Source organism: uncultured Pseudokineococcus sp., from assembly GCF_947499845.1.
Classification (GTDB): domain Bacteria; phylum Actinomycetota; class Actinomycetes; order Actinomycetales; family Quadrisphaeraceae; genus Pseudokineococcus.
Genome location: NZ_CANMPM010000001.1, coordinates 26,009 through 46,701, shown reverse-complemented (window position 1 = coordinate 46,701; position 20,693 = coordinate 26,009). Strand labels below are relative to the sequence as shown.

General features: G+C 78.3%; 21 protein-coding genes. 6 read left to right on the top strand and 15 right to left on the bottom strand.

Translation table 11 applies throughout. The features are described from left to right. The first annotated feature begins 8 nt into the window (after positions 1-8). Together Q0789_RS00215 and Q0789_RS00210 are read left to right on the top strand one after the other, a co-directional pair. Positions 9-1,235: a cupin domain-containing protein gene (locus Q0789_RS00215; RefSeq protein WP_366917583.1), complete on the top strand. Its 1,227-nt coding sequence runs from the start codon at positions 9-11 to the stop codon at positions 1,233-1,235. After that, positions 1,232-2,308, top strand: a complete 1,077-nt coding sequence (locus Q0789_RS00210) for a sucrase ferredoxin (protein WP_298801190.1) — start codon at positions 1,232-1,234, stop codon at positions 2,306-2,308. Before Q0789_RS00215 ends, Q0789_RS00210 begins: the two co-directional genes overlap by 4 nt. A 67-nt stretch (positions 2,309-2,375) precedes the next feature. On the opposite strand, the gene ispF is transcribed toward Q0789_RS00210, so the two are convergent. The 3 genes from ispF to Q0789_RS00195 form a co-directional block, all read right to left on the bottom strand. Beyond that, the gene (ispF, locus tag Q0789_RS00205; protein ID WP_366917582.1) at positions 2,376-2,852 is read right to left on the bottom strand and encodes a 2-C-methyl-D-erythritol 2,4-cyclodiphosphate synthase; all 477 of its coding nucleotides are present in this window, start codon (positions 2,850-2,852) and stop codon (positions 2,376-2,378) included. Between the two features lie 98 nt (positions 2,853-2,950). Next, entirely contained in the window at positions 2,951-3,769 is an 819-nt protein-coding gene (gene ispD / locus Q0789_RS00200; RefSeq protein WP_298801188.1) for a 2-C-methyl-D-erythritol 4-phosphate cytidylyltransferase, read from the bottom strand. A gap of 50 nt (positions 3,770-3,819) precedes the next feature. Next, positions 3,820-4,302 carry a CarD family transcriptional regulator gene (locus Q0789_RS00195; protein ID WP_298801187.1) on the bottom strand — a complete coding sequence of 161 codons (483 nt, stop codon included), beginning with the start codon at positions 4,300-4,302 and terminating at the stop codon, positions 3,820-3,822. 250 nt (positions 4,303-4,552) lie between these two features. On the opposite strand from Q0789_RS00195, the gene Q0789_RS00190 reads away from it, so the two are divergent. After that, the gene (locus Q0789_RS00190; RefSeq protein ID WP_298801186.1) at positions 4,553-5,278 is read left to right on the top strand and encodes a hypothetical protein; all 726 of its coding nucleotides are present in this window, start codon (positions 4,553-4,555) and stop codon (positions 5,276-5,278) included. A gap of 85 nt (positions 5,279-5,363) precedes the next feature. Here Q0789_RS00190 and Q0789_RS00185 read toward each other — a convergent pair whose 3' ends face one another. From Q0789_RS00185 to Q0789_RS00170, 4 genes are all read right to left on the bottom strand, one after another. Beyond that, the gene (locus tag Q0789_RS00185; RefSeq protein ID WP_298801185.1) at positions 5,364-5,657 is read right to left on the bottom strand and encodes a hypothetical protein; all 294 of its coding nucleotides are present in this window, start codon (positions 5,655-5,657) and stop codon (positions 5,364-5,366) included. Between the two features lie 12 nt (positions 5,658-5,669). Then, a complete protein-coding gene (locus Q0789_RS00180) occupies positions 5,670-5,792 on the bottom strand; it encodes a hypothetical protein (RefSeq protein ID WP_298801184.1) in 123 nt (40 codons plus the stop codon). 132 nt (positions 5,793-5,924) lie between these two features. Further along, entirely contained in the window at positions 5,925-6,608 is a 684-nt protein-coding gene (locus tag Q0789_RS00175) for a response regulator transcription factor (RefSeq protein ID WP_171203483.1), read from the bottom strand. Positions 6,609-6,672: 64 nt separating this feature from the next. After that, positions 6,673-7,866: an ATP-binding protein gene (locus Q0789_RS00170; RefSeq protein ID WP_298801183.1), complete on the bottom strand. Its 1,194-nt coding sequence runs from the start codon at positions 7,864-7,866 to the stop codon at positions 6,673-6,675. Between the two features lie 122 nt (positions 7,867-7,988). On the opposite strand from Q0789_RS00170, the gene phoU reads away from it, so the two are divergent. Continuing rightward, positions 7,989-8,654: a phosphate signaling complex protein PhoU gene (phoU, locus tag Q0789_RS00165; RefSeq protein ID WP_171203484.1), complete on the top strand. Its 666-nt coding sequence runs from the start codon at positions 7,989-7,991 to the stop codon at positions 8,652-8,654. A 90-nt stretch (positions 8,655-8,744) separates the two neighbouring features. Here the strand turns inward: phoU and Q0789_RS00160 are convergent, their stop codons facing one another. Next, complete coding sequence (locus Q0789_RS00160; protein ID WP_366917576.1) at positions 8,745-9,521, bottom strand: phosphoglyceromutase; 777 nt, start codon at positions 9,519-9,521, stop codon at positions 8,745-8,747. 28 nt (positions 9,522-9,549) lie between these two features. Further along, entirely contained in the window at positions 9,550-10,893 is a 1,344-nt protein-coding gene (gene mshA, locus Q0789_RS00155; RefSeq protein ID WP_298801182.1) for a D-inositol-3-phosphate glycosyltransferase, read from the bottom strand. A gap of 53 nt (positions 10,894-10,946) precedes the next feature. On the opposite strand from mshA, the gene Q0789_RS00150 reads away from it, so the two are divergent. Next, the gene (locus Q0789_RS00150; protein ID WP_298801181.1) at positions 10,947-11,831 is read left to right on the top strand and encodes a class I SAM-dependent methyltransferase; all 885 of its coding nucleotides are present in this window, start codon (positions 10,947-10,949) and stop codon (positions 11,829-11,831) included. A gap of 178 nt (positions 11,832-12,009) precedes the next feature. Here Q0789_RS00150 and Q0789_RS00145 read toward each other — a convergent pair whose 3' ends face one another. The 3 genes from Q0789_RS00145 to Q0789_RS00135 form a co-directional block, all read right to left on the bottom strand. Beyond that, positions 12,010-12,321, bottom strand: a complete 312-nt coding sequence (locus Q0789_RS00145) for a DUF2516 family protein (protein WP_298801180.1) — start codon at positions 12,319-12,321, stop codon at positions 12,010-12,012. Positions 12,322-12,412: 91 nt separating this feature from the next. Next, complete coding sequence (dtd, locus tag Q0789_RS00140) at positions 12,413-12,847, bottom strand: D-aminoacyl-tRNA deacylase (RefSeq protein ID WP_366917575.1); 435 nt, start codon at positions 12,845-12,847, stop codon at positions 12,413-12,415. Beyond that, positions 12,844-13,860, bottom strand: a complete 1,017-nt coding sequence (locus tag Q0789_RS00135) for an asparaginase (protein ID WP_298801178.1) — start codon at positions 13,858-13,860, stop codon at positions 12,844-12,846. Before Q0789_RS00135 ends, dtd begins: the two co-directional genes overlap by 4 nt. 139 nt (positions 13,861-13,999) lie before the next feature. Here Q0789_RS00135 and Q0789_RS00130 point away from each other — a divergent pair, with 139 nt between their 5' ends. After that, the gene (locus Q0789_RS00130; RefSeq protein WP_298801177.1) at positions 14,000-14,836 is read left to right on the top strand and encodes an MOSC domain-containing protein; all 837 of its coding nucleotides are present in this window, start codon (positions 14,000-14,002) and stop codon (positions 14,834-14,836) included. Positions 14,837-14,861: 25 nt separating this feature from the next. Here Q0789_RS00130 and hrpA read toward each other — a convergent pair whose 3' ends face one another. The 3 genes from hrpA to Q0789_RS00115 form a co-directional block, all read right to left on the bottom strand. After that, positions 14,862-19,286, bottom strand: coding sequence for an ATP-dependent RNA helicase HrpA (gene hrpA, locus Q0789_RS00125; RefSeq protein WP_298801176.1), 4,425 nt, complete (start codon positions 19,284-19,286; stop codon positions 14,862-14,864). A 38-nt stretch (positions 19,287-19,324) separates the two neighbouring features. Further along, positions 19,325-19,780 carry a hypothetical protein gene (locus tag Q0789_RS00120; protein WP_298801175.1) on the bottom strand — a complete coding sequence of 152 codons (456 nt, stop codon included), beginning with the start codon at positions 19,778-19,780 and terminating at the stop codon, positions 19,325-19,327. 64 nt (positions 19,781-19,844) lie between these two features. Then, positions 19,845-20,663 (bottom strand): hypothetical protein, encoded by an 819-nt coding sequence (locus tag Q0789_RS00115; RefSeq protein ID WP_298801174.1) that lies wholly within the window; start codon positions 20,661-20,663, stop codon positions 19,845-19,847. Positions 20,664-20,693: the final 30 nt, after the last annotated feature.

Genomic DNA, 20,693 nt, shown 5'->3' with positions numbered 1-20,693 from the left:
TCGCCGCGCTGCGACGACTGGTCGGCGCGGCGGCGGACGGCTTCGGCGCCACCTGGGGCGAGCGCCCCCTGCTCACGCGGGCCGAGGACCTGCCGCGGGGCTTCGAGGACCTCCTGTCCGCCGGGGCCGTGGACGAGCTCGTCTCCACGCGGGGGCTGCGGACGCCGTTCCTGCGCGTGGCCAAGCAGGGCACCACGCTGCCCGACCGCTCGTTCACCGCGGGCGGCGGCGTCGGCGCGACCGTGGGCGACCAGGTGAGCGACGACAAGCTCGTCCGGCTCTTCGCCGACGGGTCGACCATGGTCCTGCAGGGCCTGCACCGGACGTGGCCCGCGCTCGTCGACTTCTCCCAGGCGCTGGCGGCCGACCTCGGCCACCCCGTGCAGGTCAACGCCTACGTCACGCCCCCGCAGTCGCGGGGCTTCGACGACCACTACGACGTCCACGACGTCTTCGTCCTCCAGGTGGAGGGCGAGAAGCGCTGGCGGCTGCACGAGCCCGTGCACCCCAGCCCGCTGCGCGACCAGCCCTGGACGGCGCGGCGCGCCGCGGTCGAGGCCGAGGCCGCCCGCGAGCCGCTGCTCGACGCCGTCCTGCGCCCCGGCGACTGCCTGTACCTGCCGCGCGGCTACCTGCACGCGGCGACGGCCCTCGGCGACGTCAGCACCCACCTCACCATCGGCGTGCACCCCTGGACGCGCCACGGCCTCGCCGAGCAGCTCCTGCGGGCCGCCCTGGCCGACCTGGGCGACGACGCCGAGGTGCGCGCCTCCCTCCCCCTCGGCGTGAGCGTCGACGACCCGTCGTCGACCGCCGACGACCTCGAGCTCGTGCGCGAGCGGCTCCTCGCCGCCGTCCGGGCCGTCGACGCCGAGCGCCTCGCCCGCCCGCTCGCCGGTCAGGTGCGTGCCAACCAGCGCGCCGAGCCGGTGGGCCCCCTCGCCCAGCTGCGCGCGGCGCAGGAGGTCGAGCGGACCGGCGACGCGTCGGGGCTCGTGCTCCGCCGGCACCTCGCCGCCGTGCTCGAGGAGCGCGAGGACGGCGCGGTCCTGCGCAGCCGCGCGGGCGACGTCGTGCTCGGCGCGGACGACGTCGACGCGGTGCGGGCGCTCCTCGCCGCGGGGGACGGCGGCTCTCCCGGCGCGGCCCCTACCGACGCGGCCCTCCTCGACGCACCTGCGCCCGCCGACCTCGCGCGCCGCCTCGTGCTCGCGGGGGTCCTCGTCCCCCGGTGAGCGCGCCACCGTCCCCCGGGCGCCCGGGCGTCGTCGTCCCCGCGCAGGTCGACCCGGGCAGCGCGGACGCCCCGCAGCGGCGCCGCGACCTGCCGCGGTGCTCCGACGACGCGCGCCGCCGGTGCGACCCCCTCGGCGCGACCGCGGCGTGGACGCGCCGCTGGCTGCTGGTCGAGCACCCCGGTCCCTGGGCGCCGGACGCGCTGGGCGGGTCGGGGCTGCCCGCCGCGCTCCAGCAGCGGCTGCGCGACGCCGCCGCGGCCGCGGGCGGGCGGGTCCTGCTCGTGCGGCGGCCCGCCGTGCGGGGCGCCGCCGCGCCGGGTCAGGGCCCCGGCGCCCCCTCCCCCGCGACGCGGGCCTGGGCCGTCGTCGACGAGCCGACGGGCCTCGTGCGGTGGGGCGCCTGGGACGCCGGCGCGGCGCACCCCGACGCGCTCGGCGCGGACGCGGCGGAGCGCGGTCGTCTCGACGCCGGCCTCGAGGAGGCCGCCCGCGCCCTCGGCCAGCCCCTCGTCGAGGGCGCGGGCGCCGGGCGCGACCCGCTGCTGCTCGTCTGCGCCCACGGGCGGCACGACGCGTGCTGCGCCGTCCGGGGGCGCCCGGTGGCTGCGGCCCTCGCCGCCCGCTGGCCGGCGGCGACGTGGGAGTGCTCGCACGTCGGCGGCGACCGCTTCGCCCCCAACCTCCTCGTGCTGCCCGACGGCGCCTACTACGGCGACCTCGACCCGGCGTCCGCCGAGGGCGTGGTCGAGGACCACCTGGCCGGGCGGGTCTCGACGCGCCACCTGCGCGGCACGAGCAGCGGCCCGCCCGCCGTCCAGGCCGCCGTCATCGGCGTCCTGGACCGCTACGGGCCCGCGTCCGTGCGCGACGCCCGCGGCGGGCGGCCCGTGCCGGTGGGCCGCGACCGGTGGGAGGTCGAGGTCCGGGGCACCGGCCCGCTGCCGGCCCTCAGCGTCGTCACGGTCGAGCGGACCCGCCGCCCCCCGGCGCGGCTCACCTGCCGCGCGCCCGGCGAGGCCGTGGCCGCCGTCCACGAGGCCGTCGACGTGCGGGTCGCCGAGGTCGGCTGAGGCCGGGCCGCGGCCGCTACTGGTCCCCTGGCCGGAGGCTCCTCGCAGGCGCCCCTGGCGAGGGGTCTCAGCGGGGGACGACGAGCGCCGTCGCGACCGCCGCGAGGCCCTCGCCCCGGCCGGTGAGCCCGAGCCCGTCCGTCGTCGTCGCGGAGACCGCGACGGGGGCGCCCACCGCCCGCGAGAGCGCCTCCTGCGCCTCGGCGCGCCGGGGCGAGAAGCGCGGCCGGTTGCCGAGCAGCTGCACGGAGACGTTGCCGACCTCGAAGCCCGCCTCCCGCACCCGGCGGGCCGTCTCCGCGAGGAGGGTCGCGCCGGACGCCCCGGCCCACTGCGGCTCGGCCGTGCCGAAGTGCTGCCCGAGGTCGCCGATCCCCGCGGCGGCCAGCAGGGCGTCGCAAGCCGCGTGCGCGACGACGTCGGCGTCGGAGTGCCCGTCGAGGCCGCGTTCGCCCGGCCACCGCAGGCCGGCGACCCACAGCTCGCGGTCGGAGCCCTCCGGCGCGAAGGCGTGCACGTCGACGCCCGTGCCCACCCGCGGCACACCGGCGGTCGGCCCGGCGGTCGGCCCGGCGGTCGGCCCGGCGGTCGACGAGAGGGGGTGCTCGGACGGCACGGCCCCGTCGTCGTCGGCGGCGGCGCTCACGCCGTCGCCCCGCCGACAGGCCCCCGCGCGGCCGACGACGGCGCGCCCGAGGACGAGGTCGAGAGCGGGCCCGCCGCGCGCCGCGCGAGCACGGCTTCGGCGAGCAGGAGGTCGAGCGGGCCGGTGACCTTGAACGCCTCGGCGTCGCCCTCGACGAGGTGCACGCGCGAGCCCGCCGCCTCGGCCAGGCCGGCGTCGTCGGTGGCGCCCTCCCCCACGGCCGCCGCGACGTGCGCCCGGCGCAGGACGTCGGCGGTGAAGCCCTGCGGCGTCTGCACCGCCCGCAGGCGTGAACGGTCGACGACGCCGCCCGAGACGTCGCGCAGCGTGTCGGAGACGGGCACCGCGGGCACGACGACCTCGTGGCCGCCCGGGCGGACCGCCGCGACCACGCGCCGCACGAGGTCGGCCGGGGCCAGGGCCCGCGCCGCGTCGTGGACGAGGACGACGTCGGCGCCCGCGGGGAGGGCGCCGAGGCCCGCCGCCACCGACGCCTGCCGGCTGGGGCCGCCCTCGACGACGTCCGTCGGGGGCATCCCCGGCACCTCCGCCAGCAGGCGGCGCGCCTCGTCCTCCAGCCCGGCGGGGACGACGACGACCACCCGGTCGAGGGCGCCCGAGGCCGCGAGGCCCGCGGCCGCGTGGACGAGCAGCGGGGCGCCGCCCACGGCGACGAAGGCCTTCGGCCGCCCCGCGGCCAGGCGGGTGCCGCTCCCGGCGGCGACGAGGACGCACGCGGCGGCGCCCTCGCCGCCTGGGCCACCACTACCTGGGCCACCACCGCCTGGGCCACCACCCGGGCCCCCGGCACGCACGGAGCCCGTCGCCCCCCGGGGGGCGACGGGCTCCGTCTGCGGTGCGGTGCTCAGGACGCGAGGACCTCGTCGAGGATGGCCTCGGCCCTCGTCTCCTCGGTCTTCTCCGCGAGCGCGAGCTCGGAGACGAGGATCTGGCGGGCCTTGGCGAGCATGCGCTTCTCGCCGGCCGACAGGCCGCGGTCCTGGTCGCGGCGCCACAGGTCGCGCACGACCTCGGCGACCTTGATGACGTCGCCGGAGGCGAGCTTCTCGAGGTTCGCCTTGTAGCGGCGCGACCAGTTGGTCGGCTCCTCGGTGTAGGGGGCGCGCAGGACCTCGAACACGCGGTCGAGGCCCTCCTTGCCGACGACGTCGCGGACGCCGACCAGGTCGCAGTTCTCCGCGGGGACCTCGATGGTCAGGTCTCCCTGGGGGACCTTGAGGCGGAGGTAGAGCTTCTCCTCCCCCTTGATCATCCGGGTCTTGATCTCCTCGATCAGGGCCGCCCCGTGATGGGGGTACACGACAGTCTCGCCGACAGTGAAAGCCATCTGCTCTATTCCCCTTTCGTGACCTCGAGGTTACCACGGCGAAGCAGTGCCCCCGGGCGCTCGAGCGAGCATCGTCGCAGGTCAGAGGCTCGTAGAGCCCGAGAACGGCGTCCCGCAGGCCTTGACAGCGGCCCCCGCGGCGTGCTGCGGCACCCCCTCGGACGACGGCCCGGCGAGCCCGCGGGCGCTGTCGCGACCCGCCACGGCTACGCTCCGCCCCAGACGTCGCGACCGACCCGAGGAGACGCCCGTGCCCCGCCCGACACGTCCCGCAGCGCGCCGCGCGGCCGCCGTGGTCCTCGCCGCCGCCGCGGTCTCGGCCAGCGCGGGGTGCGCCGTCTCGCCCGTCGTCAACCAGTTCTCGACGGAGCTGCAGTACGCGCCCTCCGACGGCGTCCAGGCGTACTTCCCGCTCTCGGAGACGGACGCCGACGGCCCGGGCACAGCGCTGCTCGTGCGCAACCTCCTGCTCATCGGCCCGGAGGCCGACGGCCCGGCGCGCCTGTACGGCGTCCTCGTCAACGACAGCCTCGACGAGGTCGTCGTCGAGGTCTCCGGCCCGGGCGGCCTGTCCGGCGAGGTGACCGTCCCGGCGCGCAGCAGCGTCCCCCTCGGCGAGCAGCAGACGGAGGACCTCGGCAGCCAGGAGCTCCCCGAGGGCGCCGAGGTCTCGGGCGACCTCGTCGCCGACCCGGTCGGCGCCGTCCCCGGCGAGCTCGTGCCCGTCACGATGGTGCTCGAAGGCGCGGTCCTCGAGGTCGAGACCCCGCTGCTCGACGGCTCGCTGCCCGAGTACCAGACCCTGGTCCCCACGCAGGCCCCCACCCCGACCCCGGGCGGCGCGACGGCCACCCTCGCCGGCGAGCCCGAGGGCAGCCCCGTCGGCGTCGGCGACGACCCCGAGTCCGGCGGCGGGTCCGGTGCCGAGTCCGCGGGCGACGACACCCTCACCGAGCCCGGCAGCAGCGACGGCTGACGCAGCGCCGCCGCCGCACCGGGAGGGCCCCGGACCGGACCGCCGAGCGGTCCGGTCCGGGGCCCTCCCGCCGTGCGGGGGTCGGTCAGCCCGCGGCGGCCGCCCCGTCGACGTCGACGAGCCAGCTGACGCCCCAGCGGTCGCGCAGCGAGCCGAAGAGGCTGCCCCAGGGCGAGGGCTCCAGCGGCGCGAACACCTCGGCGCCCTCGGCGAGGACGTCCCAGGCCCGTCGGAGCGCCGGCTCGTCGTCGCCGAAGAGGCACGCGACGCCCGCGGGCTCGTCCGCCCCCGGGGGCAGGTCGGAGACCATGAGCGGGCCTCCCAGCTCCGTGCGGGGCACCGCGTTGGCCACCATGTCGCGCACGGCGGGGTCGTCCATCCCCAGCGAGCCTTACGTCGTCGTCGCCGGCTCCGCACCGCCGAGGGCGCGCCGGTAGGCCGCGAGCGCCTCCCGCACGCTCCCCCGGGGGTGCAGGTACGGGCACATCTCGGTCGTCATGGCGCCTCCGCTCACGGGGCCGACCACCGGCCCTCCCCCGTGACGACCGGCCCGGGCGGCCGGGCTCATCGTTCCCGCGTATCGAGCCCCGGGACCTGGTCCCGGGGCCGCCCCCGCCGCCCGGCCGCGCGGCGGGGGCCGTCGCCCTCAGCCCTCGAGCTTGTAGCCCAGCCCGCGGACGGTGACGAGACGCCGCGGCGAGGCCGGGTCCTCCTCGATCTTCGCGCGCAGCCGCTTGACGTGGACGTCGAGGGTCTTGGTGTCCCCCACGTAGTCGGCGCCCCACACCCGGTCGATGAGCTGGCCGCGGGTGAGCACGCGGCCGGCGTTGCGCAGGAGCACCTCGAGCAGCTCGAACTCCTTGAGCGGCAGGGCCACCGGCTCGCCGTCGAGCGTCACGACGTGGCGCTCGACGTCCATGCGCACCGGGCCGGCGGCGAGGGCGCCGGCGTCGTCGTCCTCCTCCGGCTCGCCGCGGCGGCGCAGCACCGCCCGGATGCGCGCGAGGAGCTCGCGCGAGGAGTACGGCTTCGTCACGTAGTCGTCGGCCCCGAGCTCGAGGCCCACGACGACGTCGACCTCGCTGTCCTTGGCCGTCAGCATGATGACGGGGACGGCGCTGCGGGCCCGCAGCTGCCGGCACACCTCGGTGCCGGGCAGCCCCGGGAGCATGAGGTCGAGGAGCACGAGGTCGGCTCCCGCGCGGTCGAACTCGGCCACCGCCGAGGGGCCGTCGGCGGCCACGGCCACCTCGTACCCCTCGCGGCCGAGCTGGTAGGAGAGGGGGTCGCTGAGGGACTCCTCGTCCTCGACGAGCAGGATGCGGGTCACGCGGGGTCCTCCCGGGTCGACGGTGGGCGCCGCACGGGTGCGCGGGCGCCGGCGAGCAGGTGGGTCAGGTGCCGTCCCCGTCGTCCTCTTCGCGGCGCAGGGGGAAGCGGAGCGTGAAGGTCGACCCCTCGCCGGGGCTGCTCCACACGCCCACCTCGCCGCCGTGGGTGGCGGCGACGTGCTTGACGATCGACAGCCCGAGGCCCGTGCCGCCGGTGGCCCGCGAACGAGCCGGGTCGAGGCGGTAGAAGCGCTCGAAGACGCGCCCGACCTCGGACTCGGGGATGCCGATGCCCTGGTCGCTGACGACGACCTCGACGCGCTCGTCGACCACCGTGACGACGACGGCCACGCGGGTGCCCGCGTCCGAGTAGGAGACGCCGTTGTCGACGAGGTTGCGCACGGCGGTGACGACGAGCTCGCGGTCCCCCCAGACCTCCGCCGGCGGGGCGCCGCCGGGGCCGCCGCCGTCGCCCTCGCGGGCCAGGCGCGTGGTGATGCGGACGCCGCGGCCGTCGGCGACGAGCCGGGTGCGGTCGACCGCCTCGAGGACGGCCTCGTCGACGTCGACCGGCACCGGCTGGTGGCGGGAGTCGGCGTCCTGCAGGCGCGACAGCTGGACGATCTCCTGCACGAGCGCCGACAGGCGCTGGGACTCCCGGGTCATCCGCTGCGCGAAGCGTCGGACCGCGGTCGGGTCCTCGGCGGCGTCGTCCATCGTCTCGGCGAGCAGGGCGATGGCGCTGACCGGTGTCTTCAGCTCGTGGCTGACGTTGGCGACGAAGTCGCGGCGCACCTCCTCCAGGCGCTTGGCCTGCGTGCGGTCCTCGACGAGGACGAGCACGTGGAGGGAGCCGAGGGGGGCCACGCGCACGCCGACGACGAGGACGCCCGCGCCGTCGGCGCCCGGCGCCACGAAGGGCCCGCGCGGCAGCGACATCTCGGCGTCGCGGATCTCCCCGTCGCGGCGCACGCGCGTGACGAGACCGGCCAGCTCGGGGTGCACGAGCTCGCGGTCGCGCACCAGCCCGAAGGCGTGCGCGGCGGCGCTGGCCCGCACGACGACGTCCGCCACGTCCACGACGACGACCGCCGAGGACAGCACCGCCAGCACGTCGGCGGCGCCCGTCGGCAGGTCGTCCTCCGGGGGCGGCTCCGGCTCCGGCCGGCGGGCGCCCCACCGGGGCGCGAGCACGCCGACGACCCCCACGAGCACCCCGACGAGGCCCGCGAGCGCAGGAGTCCAGGAGCCGTCCACGGCCCGCAGCGTAGGACCGGCCGCGGGGCGCCCGGAGCCCGCGGCGCGACCGGCACCGCCCGGTCGCCCGGCGTTCACCGGCGGGGTCGACTCCGTTCATCGACCGGTGCGACGCTTCGGCCATGCGAGAGGTCTTCCACGACGAGCTGCGGTCCCTGGCCGAGCAGCTCACCCAGATGAGCGGTCTCGTCAGCGCGGCGATGGCGAACGCGACGCAGGCGCTGCTGGAGGGCGACCTCGCGCTGGCCGAGAGCGTCATCTCCGCCGACGCCCAGATCGACGCCCAGCAGCGCCACCTCGACGACCGGGCCGTCGCCCTCCTGGCGCGCGAGTCGCCCGTCGCCACCGACCTGCGGGTCGTCGTGTCGGCGCTGCGGATGTCGACGTCCATCGAGCGCATGGGTGATCTGGCGCGCCACGTCGCGAGCCAGGCGCGGCTGCGCCACCCGCACCTCGTCGTCCCCGAGTCGCTCGTGCCGACCATCTCCGCCATGGGCGACGCCGCGGCGAGCATCGCGACGACCGCCGGCACCGTCATCGCCACGCGCGACCTGGAGCTCGCCGCGCAGGTCGAGCGCGACGACGACCGCCTCGACGAGCTGCACCGCTCGGTCTTCGCCGCGATGCAGGCGCCGGAGTGGCAGGAGAGCGCCGAGCGCACCATCGACATCACGCTGTGCAGCCGCTACTTCGAGCGCTACGGCGACCACGCCGTCTCCGTCGTCCGCCGCGTCGGCTTCCTCGTGACGGGCGACTGGATGAAGCCGGTCCAGCCCGTCGCGAGCTGACGCCGCGCCGACGACTGCACCTCGCACGACGACCGAGGGCCCCCACCGCTGGAGCGGTGCGGGCCCTCGGTCGTCAGGAGCGGTGCTGGGTCAGCTCTTGCGGCCCTGCGCCGCGACGGCGGCGGCCGCCTCGGCCGCGGCGTCGGGGTCGAGGTAGCGCCCGCCCGGGGTGGTGGGGTTCAGGTCCTCGTCGAGCTCGTAGAGCAGCGGGATGCCGGTGGGGATGTTGAGGCCGGCGATGTCGTCGTCGCTGATCCCGTCGAGGTGCTTGACGAGCGCGCGCAGCGAGTTGCCGTGCGCCGCCACGAGGACGGTGCGGCCCGCCCGCAGGTCGGGGACGATCGCCGAGTCCCAGTACGGGAGCATCCGGCCGACGACGTCCTGCAGGCACTCGGTGCGCGGCATGTCGTCGCCCAGGTCGGCGTAGCGGGGGTCGCCGGCCTGGCTGAACTCGTCGCCCGCGTCGATCTCGGGGGGCGGCGTGCTGTACGAGCGGCGCCAGAGCATGAACTGCTCCTCGCCGTACGTCTCCAGCGTCTGGGCCTTGTCCTTGCCCTGCAGCGCGCCGTAGTGGCGCTCGTTGAGGCGCCACGAGCGCGTGACGGGTACCCAGTGCCGGTCGGCCGCGTCGAGGGCGAGGTTGGCGGTGGTGATCGCGCGGCGCAGGAGCGAGGTGTGCACGAGGTCGGGCAGGAGGCCCTCGGCGGCCAGCAGCTCGCCGCCGCGGCGGGCCTCCGCCTCGCCCTTCTCCGACAGGGGCACGTCGACCCAGCCGGTGAAGAGGTTCTTCGCGTTCCACTCGCTCTCGCCGTGGCGGAGCAGCACCAGGGTCATCGACGCGCCGCGCGCGCCCGTGGTGGTCGACATGCCGCCAACCCTAGGGGCGGCGCCGCGGTCAGCCGCAGGTGACGCGGGCGCGGGGGCGCCCCGCGGCGCCGCCCGCGCGCCGGGCCGCGGCGGCGCCGTAGAGGTCGAGCGTGCGCTCCGCCGTCCGCGCCCAGCTGAAGCCGGCCGCGTGCACGGCGGCGGCCTCTCCGAGGCTCCGCCGCCGCGGCTCGTCGTCGAGGAGCGCGCCGAGCGCCGCCGCCCACCGGCGCGGGTCGGCGTCCGGGACGAGCAGCCCCGTGCGCCCGTCCGCCACCGCCGTCCGCAGGCCGCCGGTCGCCGTCGCGACGACGGGGGTGCCGCAGGCCTGCGCCTCGAGCGCCACGAGCCCGAAGGACTCCGTGCGCGAGGGGACGGCGACGACGTCGGCCGCGCGGTACCAGCGGGCCAGCTCGGGCGCCGGCAGCGGGTCGACGAGCCGCAGCACGTCGCCGCCCGGGCCGCCCACGAGCCCCAGCCCGGCGGCGAGCGAGCGCAGGTCCTCCCGCGCGCTGCGGCCCGCGCCGCGGCCGGAGGGGCCCCCGACGACCACGACGACGAGGCGGCCGACCCCGGCCGGGCCGCCCGCAGTGCGGTCCGCCGCGATGAGCTCCGCCGCCGCGCGCAGGAGGACGTCGGGCCCCTTGAGCGGCTGGAGGCGGCCGGCGAAGAGCAGGACACGGTCGGCGGGCGCGAGGCCGAGGCCCTCCCGCTCGGCCGTCCGCGCCGCGGCGTCCGCCGGCGGGCCGAAGGCGGACAGGGCGACCCCGGGCGGCACGACGGCGACGCGGGCCGGGTCCGCGCCGTAGAGCTCCACGAGCTCGCGGGCCTCGTCGGCCGTGCTCGCGACGAGGCCGTCGGCCGCCGCGACGAGGCCCCGCTCGCCGCGGACGCGCTCCGCCGGCTCGAGGGGCTGGCCGGGCCCGCGGTGGGCGTCCTTGACCAGCGCCATCGTGTGCATGCTGTGGACCAGCGGCGCGCCCCAGGCGCCCGCGGCGCGACGGCCGACCTCGCCGGAGAGCCAGTAGTGGGTGTGGACGACGTCGTAGCCCCCGGGCGGCGCCGCGGCGACGAGGGCCTCGGCCATCTCGCCCACGAGCGCCGGGAGCTCCTCCTTGTCGACCTCGCGCGGCGGGCCCGCGGCGAGGTGGACGACGCGCACGCCCGGGGACGCCGCGTGCACCGGCGGCTGGTCGGGCGCCGTGGCGCGCGTGACGACGTCGACCTCCGCGCCCCGGGCGGCGAGCCCGCGCGCGAGGCCGACGACGTAGGTGTTGAGGCCGCCCGCGTCCCCCGTGCCCGCCTGCGCCAGGGGTGAGGTGTGCGCCGAGACCAGCGCGACCCGGCGCGGCCCCCGCGGCGAGCTCGCGTCCACGGGGACGAACCTACGCCCTCACGCCCCTGCGCCCGAGCCGCGAGGATGGGCGCGTGCCCGCGCCGTCCTCCGCCGCCGTCCCCGCGGGCGCGCTCGCCGCGGGGCGCCGGGGCCGCGCGCAGGGCCCCCTCGGCGTGCCGACGCGCGGCACCACGGGCGTGGACCGGCTGCGCCGCACCGACCGCTGGCTGGCGGGGCCGGGGGCGGCCCTCCTGCGGGGGGCCGCGGACCCCCTCGTCGTCGACCTCGGCTTCGGGTCGTCGGCGGTGACGACGCTGCACCTGGCGCGCGCGCTGCGCCGAGTCCGCCCCGACGTGGAGGTCGTGGGCCTCGAGGTCGACCCGGCCCGCGCCGCGCACGCCGCCGCCTCGCTGCGGGCGGTGCCGGCCGACCGGGCGCGCGGGGTGTCCTTCGGCGTCGGCGGCTTCGAGCTGGGCGGCCCCGTGGCGGGACGCCGCCCGGTGCTCGTGCGCGCCGCCAACGTGCTGCGCCAGTACGCCGCGGCGGACGTGCCCGCCGCCTGGGCCGTCGTCACGGGTCGCCTCGCTACCGGCGGGCTGCTCCTCGACGCGACGTGCGACGAGCTGGGGCGGCGCGCGGCGTGGGCGGTCGTCGGCACCGCGGGGCCGGAGCAGCTCGTCGTGTCGGTGCGCCTGGCCGACCTGACCCGGCCGTCCGAGGTGGCCGAGCGCCTGCCGAAGGCGCTCATCCACGACAACGTGCCCGGCTCGCGCGTGCACGCCTTGCTGGCGGCCCTCGACGCCGCCTGGGCCCGGGCCGCCCCGCTGGCCCCCTGGGGCCCGCGGCAGCGGTGGCTCGCCACCTGCCGCGGCCTGCGCGACGCCGGGTGGCCCGTCCTCGACCGCGCCCCCGGGGGCGGGCCGCGGCGCTGGCGCCTCGGGGAGCTCGCCGTGGCCTGGTCGGCCGTCGCCGGCTGAGGAGGACTCCGGAGGGATCGCTCGGGCAGGAGGACGGGGCGCGCGGTCGGGTCCGCGTCCGGCGGCGCGGCGCTCCGGGCACTGGCTCGGCGCGACGTGGTCGCCTCGCGCTGGGGGCGGGGCGCCGGCCTGACGTGCCTCTCCGCGCCACCCCGCCGGACGCTCGCGAGGACCGGGGCTACCAGCCGACCGGGCCCGAGCCGCCACTGCGGCCGCCGCCCACCGAGCGCAGCGCGGGGCGGACGTCGGCGAGGTAGACACCCGCCGCGACGAGGGAGATGACGATGAGGCCGAGGCCGCCGAGCCCGGCGAAGCTGATGAGCGAGGCCACGGCGAGGATGGCGACCCACTTGGTCTTCGTGAGCTTGCCCGCCGCCGCGAAGGCGCCCGCCGGTCGGCGGACGGCGTCGACGAGGGCGAAGACGCACACCGCCAGCACCGCCAGCCCGAGGAGGAGCGTGACGTACCCCTGGGCCGCGAAGAAGCTCATGGGAGGAGCGTAGGCGGGCGTACGGGCGGGCGGCCCCCCGCCCGCCGAGGCGTCCACCGACCGGCCCCTCCCCCGGTCGGTCGCCGACCACTCAGACGTCGAGCACGAGCGTGACGGGCCCGTCGTTCACGAGCTCGACCGCCATGTCGGCGCCGAAGCGCCCGGTGGCCACCTCGAGGCCGCGCTCGCGCAGGCCCGCGACGACGGCGTCGACGAGCGGCTCCGCGACGTCCCCCGGCGCGGCCGCCGACCAGCTGGGCCGGCGCCCCTTGCGGGTGTCGCCCTGGAGCGTGAACTGGCTGACGACGAGGACGGGCGCCCCGACGTCCACCGCGGAGGCATCCCCGCGCAGCACGCGCAGCTCCGATGCCTTCCGCACGAGCGCGGCCACCTGCTCCGGGCCGTCGTCGCGCGCGACGCCGACCAGGAGCACGAGCGCCTGCCCGCCCGGCGGGTCGACGGCGCCGACGACCTCCCCGTCGACGACGACGCGCGCCCGGCTGGCGCGCTGGAGCACCGCCCTCACGGCAGCAGCGGGACGTCGACGCCGCGGACCTCGCCCACCGGCTCGCCGTGCCCGAGCACCGGCGCGGTCGCCTGCTCCGCGACGACGTGGGCGTCGACGCCGAGCGCCCGCAGGGCCGCGGCCATGGCGACGGGGCGGGCACGGTCCCCGCCGTCGAGCACCTTGAGGGCGACGGCGCGCCCGTCGGGGAGCGCCGCGGCGTAGACCGCCTCCGCGCCGTCCTTGGCGATGAGCCCGGGGACGCCCCGCAGGAGCGCCGTGACGTCGCGGTGCGTGCCGCCGACCCACACGGGGAAGTCGCGGACGGCCTTCGCCAGGGCCTGCTCGGACGTGCCGCGCTCCGCCGTCGCGAGGCGCGAGAAGGCCCGCGCGAGGCCGGAGAGCGGGACGGCGGGCAGCGGCGTGCCGCAGCCGTCCGTCGTCAGCAGCTCGCCCGTACCGGCGGCGTCCGCCCCCGCCATCTCCCGGACGGCGTCGAGGACAGCCCGCTGCAGCGGGTGGCCGGGGTCCAGGTAGTCCTCGGTCGACCACCCGGCGGCGACGCAGGTGGCGAGCATCGCCGCGTGCTTGCCCGAGCAGTTCTGGGCGAGGCGCTCCGGCGCGCGCCCCTCCGCCTGCCAGCGGGCGCGCAGCTCGGGGTCGGAGGGCAGGTCGGGGGTGTTCCGCAGCGCCCCCTCGTCGAGGCCGACCGAGGCGAGGACGCGCCGGGCGCCCTCGCGGTGGAAGTCCTCGCCGCTGTGGCTCGCCGTCGCCAGCGCCAGCAGGTCGCCGCCGAGGCGCAGGCCCGAGCGCAGCATCGCGAGGGCCTGGACGGGCTTGAGGGAGGAGCGGGGCAGCACGAGGGCGTCCGGGTCGCCGAGGCCGCCGAGCACTGCGCCGTCGGGACCGACGAGGACGACGTGCCCGAGGTGGGCGGACTCGACGACGCCGCCGCGCCGCACCGTCGCGATCGGGACGGCGCCCGCGAGGGGTCCGGGCGCGGCGGTGGGGCGGTCGGCAGGAGGCGTCGGCACGCGCCCGAGGGTAGGCCGGGGGCCGGCCCCGCCGAGGACGGCGCCGCCGCGGCAGCGGTGGACGCAGGACGCCGTCCACCGCGTCGTGCGTCCACCGCTGCCGAGGGAGGCGTCGGCCGCGCGGTCTATCGTCGCCGGCGTGGAGGGACGCGTGGTCCGGCTGGGGCTCACCCCGCTCAAGGGGGCGGCGCACGTCCGCCCCGCGCGGGTCGACGTCGCCGGGCACGGGGCCGTCGGCGACCGCGGCTGGTGCTGCGTCGAGCGGGAGCCGTCCGACCGCGGAGAGGCCGGCCGCGGGGCGGGCGAGGGCGGCGCCGAGCGGTGGCTGGTGGCGCGCACGGTGCGGACGCCGGCGCTCCTGCGGGTGCGCGCCGCGCCGCTGCCGGGCGGCGGGCTCCGCCTGGGGCTGCCCGAGGGCGCCTGGGACGTGCCCGGCCCCACCCCTGACGGCGGAACGACGCTCGTCGCCGACTACTGGGGCCGGCCCGCCCCCGTGGCGCTCGCGCCGGGGCCCTGGGACGCCGCCCTGTCGGACCTCGTCGGGCGCCCCGTGGCGCTGGCGCGGGTGCTGCGGCCGGGCGCCGTCGTCTACGCCGACCCCGTGGTCCTCCTCACGACGTCGACGCTGCGCGAGCTCGCCCGGCGCACGGGCGCGGAGGTGGACGACGAGCGCTTCCGCTCCCTCGTCCTCGTGGACACCCGTGGGGCCGAGCCCTTCGTCGAGGACGCCTGGCACGGGCGCGCCCTCGACGTGGGCGGCGCCCGCCTCGAGGTCACGGGGGGCGTGGCGCGCTGCGCCGTCGTCCAGCGGACGCCGGGCACGGGCGAGCGGGCGGCCGACGACCTCCTCGGCGCGCTCGCCCGCGACCGGGTGGTCGAGGGGCCGGCCGGGCGGGAGGTCGTCCTCGGCGTCGGGGCGCGCGTGCTGCGGCCCGGCCCGGTCGCCGTCGGGGACCCGGTGGTCCTGCGGACGTGAGCCGCGGGACGCCGGACCGGCGGCCTCAGACCTCGACGAGGGGCAGCTTCGCGAGGGCGCGCGCGACCCGCTGCGGCGAGGCCGACCCGCGCGTCGCGACGGCGCCCTGCGTGAAGAGGCTGACGCGCAGCTCCTCGAGCATCCAGCGGACCTCGCGGACGTCGTCGTCGCCGCGGCGCACGGGCGGCAGGGCGGCGACGGCGCGCGCGTAGTCGGCGCTCGCGCGCTCGACGACGCCGGTGCGGTCGCGGTCGCGCGCGGCGTCGGCCGGCAGGGCGGCCAGGCGGCGCAGCAGCGCCTGCAGGTAGCGCTGCAGGTCGGGCAGGCGCTCGCGCCCCGTCGCCGTGACGAAGCCGGGGTGGACGAGGCCGGCCAGCTGGGCGCGGGCGTCCTCGAGCGCCGGGCGCACCGCCAGGGCCTGCAGCCCGGACCCGCCGGAGGAGGCGAGCCGGTCGAGGGCCGCCTCCGCCTCGCCGGCGCTGCGCAGGACGCGCACGACGACGGCGACGACGTCGGCCACGGCCGCGGGCCCCTCGGCGCGGGCGCGCTCGCGCAGGGCGGCGTGGCCCTCGGGGTCGGTCGGCGGGCCGCCCGCGCGGCGCACGAGGTCGTCGAGGACGGCGTCCCAGCAGTCGTCGATCAGTGCCGCGGTGCTGCCGTGGGGGCTGCGGGCCAGCACGAGGAGGTCGGCGTTCGACAGCCGCCGCACGACGTCCTTCCCGGGCGTCGGCAGCTCGAGGCGCAGGAGCCGGCGGGTGCCGGCGCGCTGGGCGACCCGGGCCTCCGCCGCGGTGGGGTGCACCCGGACGGCCACGGCGTCACCCTCGTCGGTCAGCGCGGGGAAGCCGGCCACGCCGGCCGTGGAGACCTCCGGCGGGAGGGCGCCGCCCGCGAAGGCGGCCCCGGCGTCGCGGGCGCCGCCGCGCTCGAGGTCGGAGGCGGCCGCCGAGACGGCCCGCCGGACGTCGGCGACGAGCGCGCGGCGCAGCGCGAGGAGGTCGCGGCCGGCGCCGAGCACCGGGGACCCCTCGCGGCCGTCGTCGTCGCCGTCGTGGACGGCGAAGCGGACGCGCAGGTGGTCGGGCAGGGCGCCCGGGTCCCAGTCCTCCAGGGGCACCGCGGTGCCCGTGAGCCGCTCGAGCTCGCGGGAGAGCACGGGCAGCAGGGGACCGTCCTGCGGGCCGGCGACGGCGAGGACGGCGTCCGCGCGGTCGGGCGCCGGCGCGAGGTGGCGCCGCACCGCCTTGGGCAGCCCGCGCACGAGCGCCGTGACGAGCTCGTGCCGCAGCCCGGGCACCTGCCAGGCGAAGGGCTCCGGGTCCAGCTGCGCGAGCGCCCGGATCGGCACGTGGACCGTGGCGCCGTCGTCGTCCTCCCCCGGGGCGAAGCGGTAGGAGACGCGCAGGTCGAGGTCCCCGACCCGCCAGACGAGCGGGTAGTCGTCGACCTGCACCCCCGAGGCGGCGTCGGCGAGCAGCGCCGCCGGGTCGAAGGTCAGCAGGTCCGGGTGCCGGCGGCGCTCGCCCTTCCACCAGCGGTCGAAGTGCGCGCCGGAGACGACGTCGGCGGGCACCCGGGCGTCGTAGAAGGCGACGAGCGCCTCCTCGTCGACGACGAGGCCGCGCGTGCGGGTGCGGTGCTCGAGGTCCTCGGCCTCCTCGAGCAGCGCGCGGTTGTCCTCGAGGAAGCGGTGGTGGTTCACCCAGTCCCCCTCGACGAGCGCGTGGCGGATGAACAGGTCGCGGCTGGTCACGGGGTCGACGCGCCCGTACGCCACCGTGCGCGCGGCCACGAGCGGCAGGCCGTGGAGCAGCACGCGCTCGGAGGCGACGACGGACGCCCGCTTCTTGCTCCAGTGCGGCTCGGAGTACGTGCGGCGGACGAGGTGGCCCGCCAGCGCCTCGACCCACTCGGGCTGGATGGCGGCGACGCCGCGGGCCCACAGCCGCGAGGTCTCGACGAGCTCGGCCGCCATGACCCACGCCGGCGGCTTGCGCGCCAGCACCGAGCCCGGCCACAGCGCGAAGCGGGCGCCCCGCGCGCCGAGGTACTCGACGCCCCGGCGGTCGCGGCGCTCCGGCCGCCCCTCGCCGCCCGGCCGCTGCTGCCCGCGCGGGTCCTTCGCGCGCTCCTCGCGCATCCCGATGCTCGACAGGAAGCCCGCGAGGACGCTGGCGTGGACGCGGTCGGCGTCGACCTGCTGCTCGCTCCCGGGCAGCGCGTCGTCCGCGCTCCCGCCCGGTCCGTCGTCGTCGGCCTCGCCGAGGGTGTCGGCCCCGTCGTCGGTCGAGACGTCGTCCGGGGTGGAGGACGCGCTGGAGGACGCGTCGACCCCGAGGGAGCGCGTGAGCTGCCGCAGCTGGCGGTGGACGTCCTGCCACTCGCGCACCCGGAGCCAGGAGAGGAACTCGCGCTTGCACATCCGCCGGAAGGCGCTGCTGGACAAGGTGTCCTGCTGGGCGTGCAGGTAGCGCCACAGGGCCAGCAGGGTGAGGAGGTCCGAGCGCTCGTCGCGGAAGCGGGCGTGCGCGGCGTCCGCCGCCTGCTGGTGCTCGACGGGGCGATCGCGGGGGTCCTGCACCGACAGGGCGGCGGCGATGACGAGGACCTCAGCGACGCAGCTGTTCCGGTCGGCCTCGAGGACCATGCGGGCCAGGCGCGGGTCGAGCGGCAGGCGCGCCAGGCGGCGGCCGACCGGGGTGAGCCGCAGCTGCCGCTGCTCCGCGGGGCCGCGCTCGCGCCGGTCCCCGCCGTCGGCGCGCCCGACCGCCGCCAGGTCGTCCTCGATGGCGCCCAGCTCGGTGAGCAGGGAGAGCCCGTCGGCGACCTGGCGGCGGTCGGGCGGGTCGACGAAGGGGAAGTCCTCGACGCGGCCGAGGCCGAGCGCGGCCATCTGGAGGATGACCGAGGCGAGCGACGTCCGGAGGACCTCGGGGTCGGTGAAGCGCGGTCGGCCGTCGTAGTCGGCCTCGCTGTAGAGGCGGATCGCGACGCCCTCGGCGACGCGGCCGCACCGGCCCGACCGCTGGTCCGCGCTGGCGCGGCTGACGGGCTCGACCGGCAGCCGCTGGACCTTCAGCCGGGCGCTGTAGCGCGAGACCCGGGCGAGCCCGGCGTCGACGACGTACCGGATGCCCGGGACGGTCAGCGACGTCTCGGCGACGTTGGTGGACAGGACGACCCGCCGCTGGACGCCTGGCCCGTGCGCGGAGAAGACCCGGTGCTGCTCGGCGCCCGACAGGCGGGCGTACAGCGGCAGCACCTCGGTGCCGCGCAGCTGCATCCGCGCGACGGCGTCGGACGCCTCGCGGATCTCCCGCTCGCCGGGCAGGAAGACGAGCACGTCGCCCGGGCCCGTGGCGGCGAGCTCGCGGACGGCGTCGCAGACGCCCTGGACCGGGTCCTTCGCCGCCCGCGCCGGCCGACCGCCGGACCGGTCGTCGTCCCGGCCGCCCCCCGCGTCGTCGTCCTCGTCCTCGTCCTCGTCGTCCTCGTCGACGTCCTCGACGAGGGGCCGGTAGCGGACCTCGACGGGGTAGGTGCGCCCGGAGACCTCGATGACCGGGACCTCGCCGGCGACGTCGGCGAAGTGGTCGGCGAAGCGCTGCGGGTCGATGGTCGCCGAGGTGATGACGAGCTTGAGGTCGGGCCGCCGGGGCAGCAGCCGGTGGAGGATGCCGAGCAGGAAGTCGATGTTGAGCGAGCGCTCGTGCGCCTCGTCGATGATGACGGTGTCGTAGCGCGAGAGCAGCGGGTCGCGCTGCACCTCGGCCAGCAGGATGCCGTCGGTGACGACGGACACGAGCGTGCGGTCGCTGACCCGGTCGGTGAAGCGGACGGCGTAGCCGACCTGCTCCCCCAGCGGCACCGACAGCTCCTCGGCCACGCGCTCGGCGACCGCGCGCGCGGCGATCCGCCGGGGCTGGGTGTGCCCGACCATCCCGCGCGCCCCGCGCCCGAGCTCGAGGCAGATCTTCGGCAGCTGGGTCGTCTTGCCGGAGCCGGTCTCCCCGGCGACGACGACGACCTGGTGGTCGCGGATGGCGGCGGCGATCTCCTCGCGCGCCCCGGACACGGGCAGCTCGGGCGGGTAGGACAGCGCCGGGACGGACGCGCGGCGGACGGCCAGGCGCGCTCGGGCCGCCTCGACCTCGGGCTCGAGCCGGTCGAGCGCCGGGTCGCGCTCGGGGCCCGGACGGCGCAGCGCGCCGTCGAGGCGCCGCTCGAGGCGCTGGGCGTCGGCGACGCCGACCTCCGCGAGCGCGGCCCGCAGCGCCGCGCTGCGCGGGGTGTCCTGGGGCGGTGGGGCGCCCGGGCGCTGCCCCAGGGGCTCGCCGCGACCACCCTGACCGCGACCGGCCTGGCCGCCACGACCCCTCTCACCCTGACGAGGGGGTCGGCCCGGCCCGCGGCGGGAGCCGCTCCGGGCGGAGGTGCGCTGGTCAGCCATGTCGGCGTCCAGGGTAGGCCTCCCCCGGCCCGGCGCCCTCAGCCCGGCGGCGGGGCCGCGCGCCGGACGAGCTCGCGCAGGCGCTCCCGCACGGCGTCGTCGACGTCGACGACCGCGAACGACGTCGCCCACATCGGCCCGTCGTCGAGGGCTGCGCCCTGCTGGAACCCGACGGTGCCGTAGCGGGTGCCGAACTTCGACGCCGGCTGGTAGAAGACGACGACCTCGCCGTCGTGGGCGTAGGAGGGGAACCCGTACCAGGTCTTCGGCGCCAGGTGCGGCGCCTCCTCGGTGACGACGCGGTGCAGCTCCGTCGCCACGAGCCGGTCGGTCCCCTCCAGCGCGTCGACGGCCTCGAGGCACGCCTCGAGCTCCTTGGCGAGCCGCGCGGCCCCCTTGAGCCCCTTCGTGCTCCGCAGCTCCTCGGCGCGCTGGCGCACCGCCGCGCGCTCGTCGTCGCTGAACCCGCCCGCTGCCGCGTCCTCGCCGGCCATGCGCCCTCCCTCGTCCGTCGGCACATCGTGCACCCCGCGGACGCGCTGGACGCCGCGGACGACGTCAGCCGTCGAGGGCCTGCAGCGACGGGTGCTCGGCGACGGCGTCGAGCCCCAAGGTCGCCATCGTCGTGATGACCGCCGCCGCCGGCACGGGGGCGCCGCTGAGGGCGAGCGGCGCCGCGCCGTCGAACTGGCAGACGAGCGACCACTCGCGGACGCCCGGATGGACGGCGGTCATCCCGCCGTACCAGAAGCTCAGCCACCGTCCTCCGGCGAAGCACAGGAGGCGCTGGTTCGAGACGACGAGGCGGCATGTCTGGTGCTCGCGCCACCGCTCCTGCGCCTCCCGCTCGGCCGCGGAGCGACGGCGGGCGTTCCCCACGGCCGTCAGCCCCATGCCGGCCAGGACGAAGGCGGGCGGGCCGAGGTAGAAGCCCGACGCCTGCGTGTACGCCACGTCCTGCCCGTAGTACCGGGAGTACACGGCGGGGGCGTCCAGGAAGAAGACCTCCCCCTCCGCCGGCACCAGGTCCCAGACCCGTACCTGAGCGGGCGGTTCTCGGCGCAGCAGCGCGCGCCGCACCTCCCCCGCCCCCGCCCACGCCCGGTGGAAGCGCTCGTCGCGGTGGCGCTGGGCCACCTCCTCCGGCGGGAGGTGGCCGTTGCGGCGACGCCACGCGCCGTACGTCCGCCAGCCGCCGCGGACGGCGAGCCCGAGGGCGACGAGAGGGGCGACGACGGCGACGAGGAGGACCGCCAGCCGGGCGAGCGCGGGGCCGAGGGCGGTGGGCTCGGGCAGCAGCTCGACCACCGCGAGCGGCAGGAGGAACACCACCGGGACCAGGACGAGCGGGACGAGCCACGAGCCATGACGCCTCACGCGGCGGACGCTAGCGGGAGGCGCCGACGA

Coding starts and splice junctions, on each gene's coding strand:
- Q0789_RS00195 (WP_298801187.1), bottom strand. CDS start 4,302: ATGGCTTTCACTGTCGGCGAGACTGTCGTGTACCCCCATCACGGGGCG.
- Q0789_RS00185 (WP_298801185.1), bottom strand. CDS start 5,657: ATGGACGACCCCGCCGTGCGCGACATGGTGGCCAACGCGGTGCCCCGC.
- phoU (WP_171203484.1), top strand. CDS start 7,989: ATGCGAGAGGTCTTCCACGACGAGCTGCGGTCCCTGGCCGAGCAGCTC.
- Q0789_RS00160 (WP_366917576.1), bottom strand. CDS start 9,521: ATGTCGACCACCACGGGCGCGCGCGGCGCGTCGATGACCCTGGTGCTG.
- Q0789_RS00145 (WP_298801180.1), bottom strand. CDS start 12,321: ATGAGCTTCTTCGCGGCCCAGGGGTACGTCACGCTCCTCCTCGGGCTG.
- hrpA (WP_298801176.1), bottom strand. CDS start 19,286: ATGGCTGACCAGCGCACCTCCGCCCGGAGCGGCTCCCGCCGCGGGCCG.
- Q0789_RS00120 (WP_298801175.1), bottom strand. CDS start 19,780: ATGGCCGGCGAGGACGCGGCAGCGGGCGGGTTCAGCGACGACGAGCGC.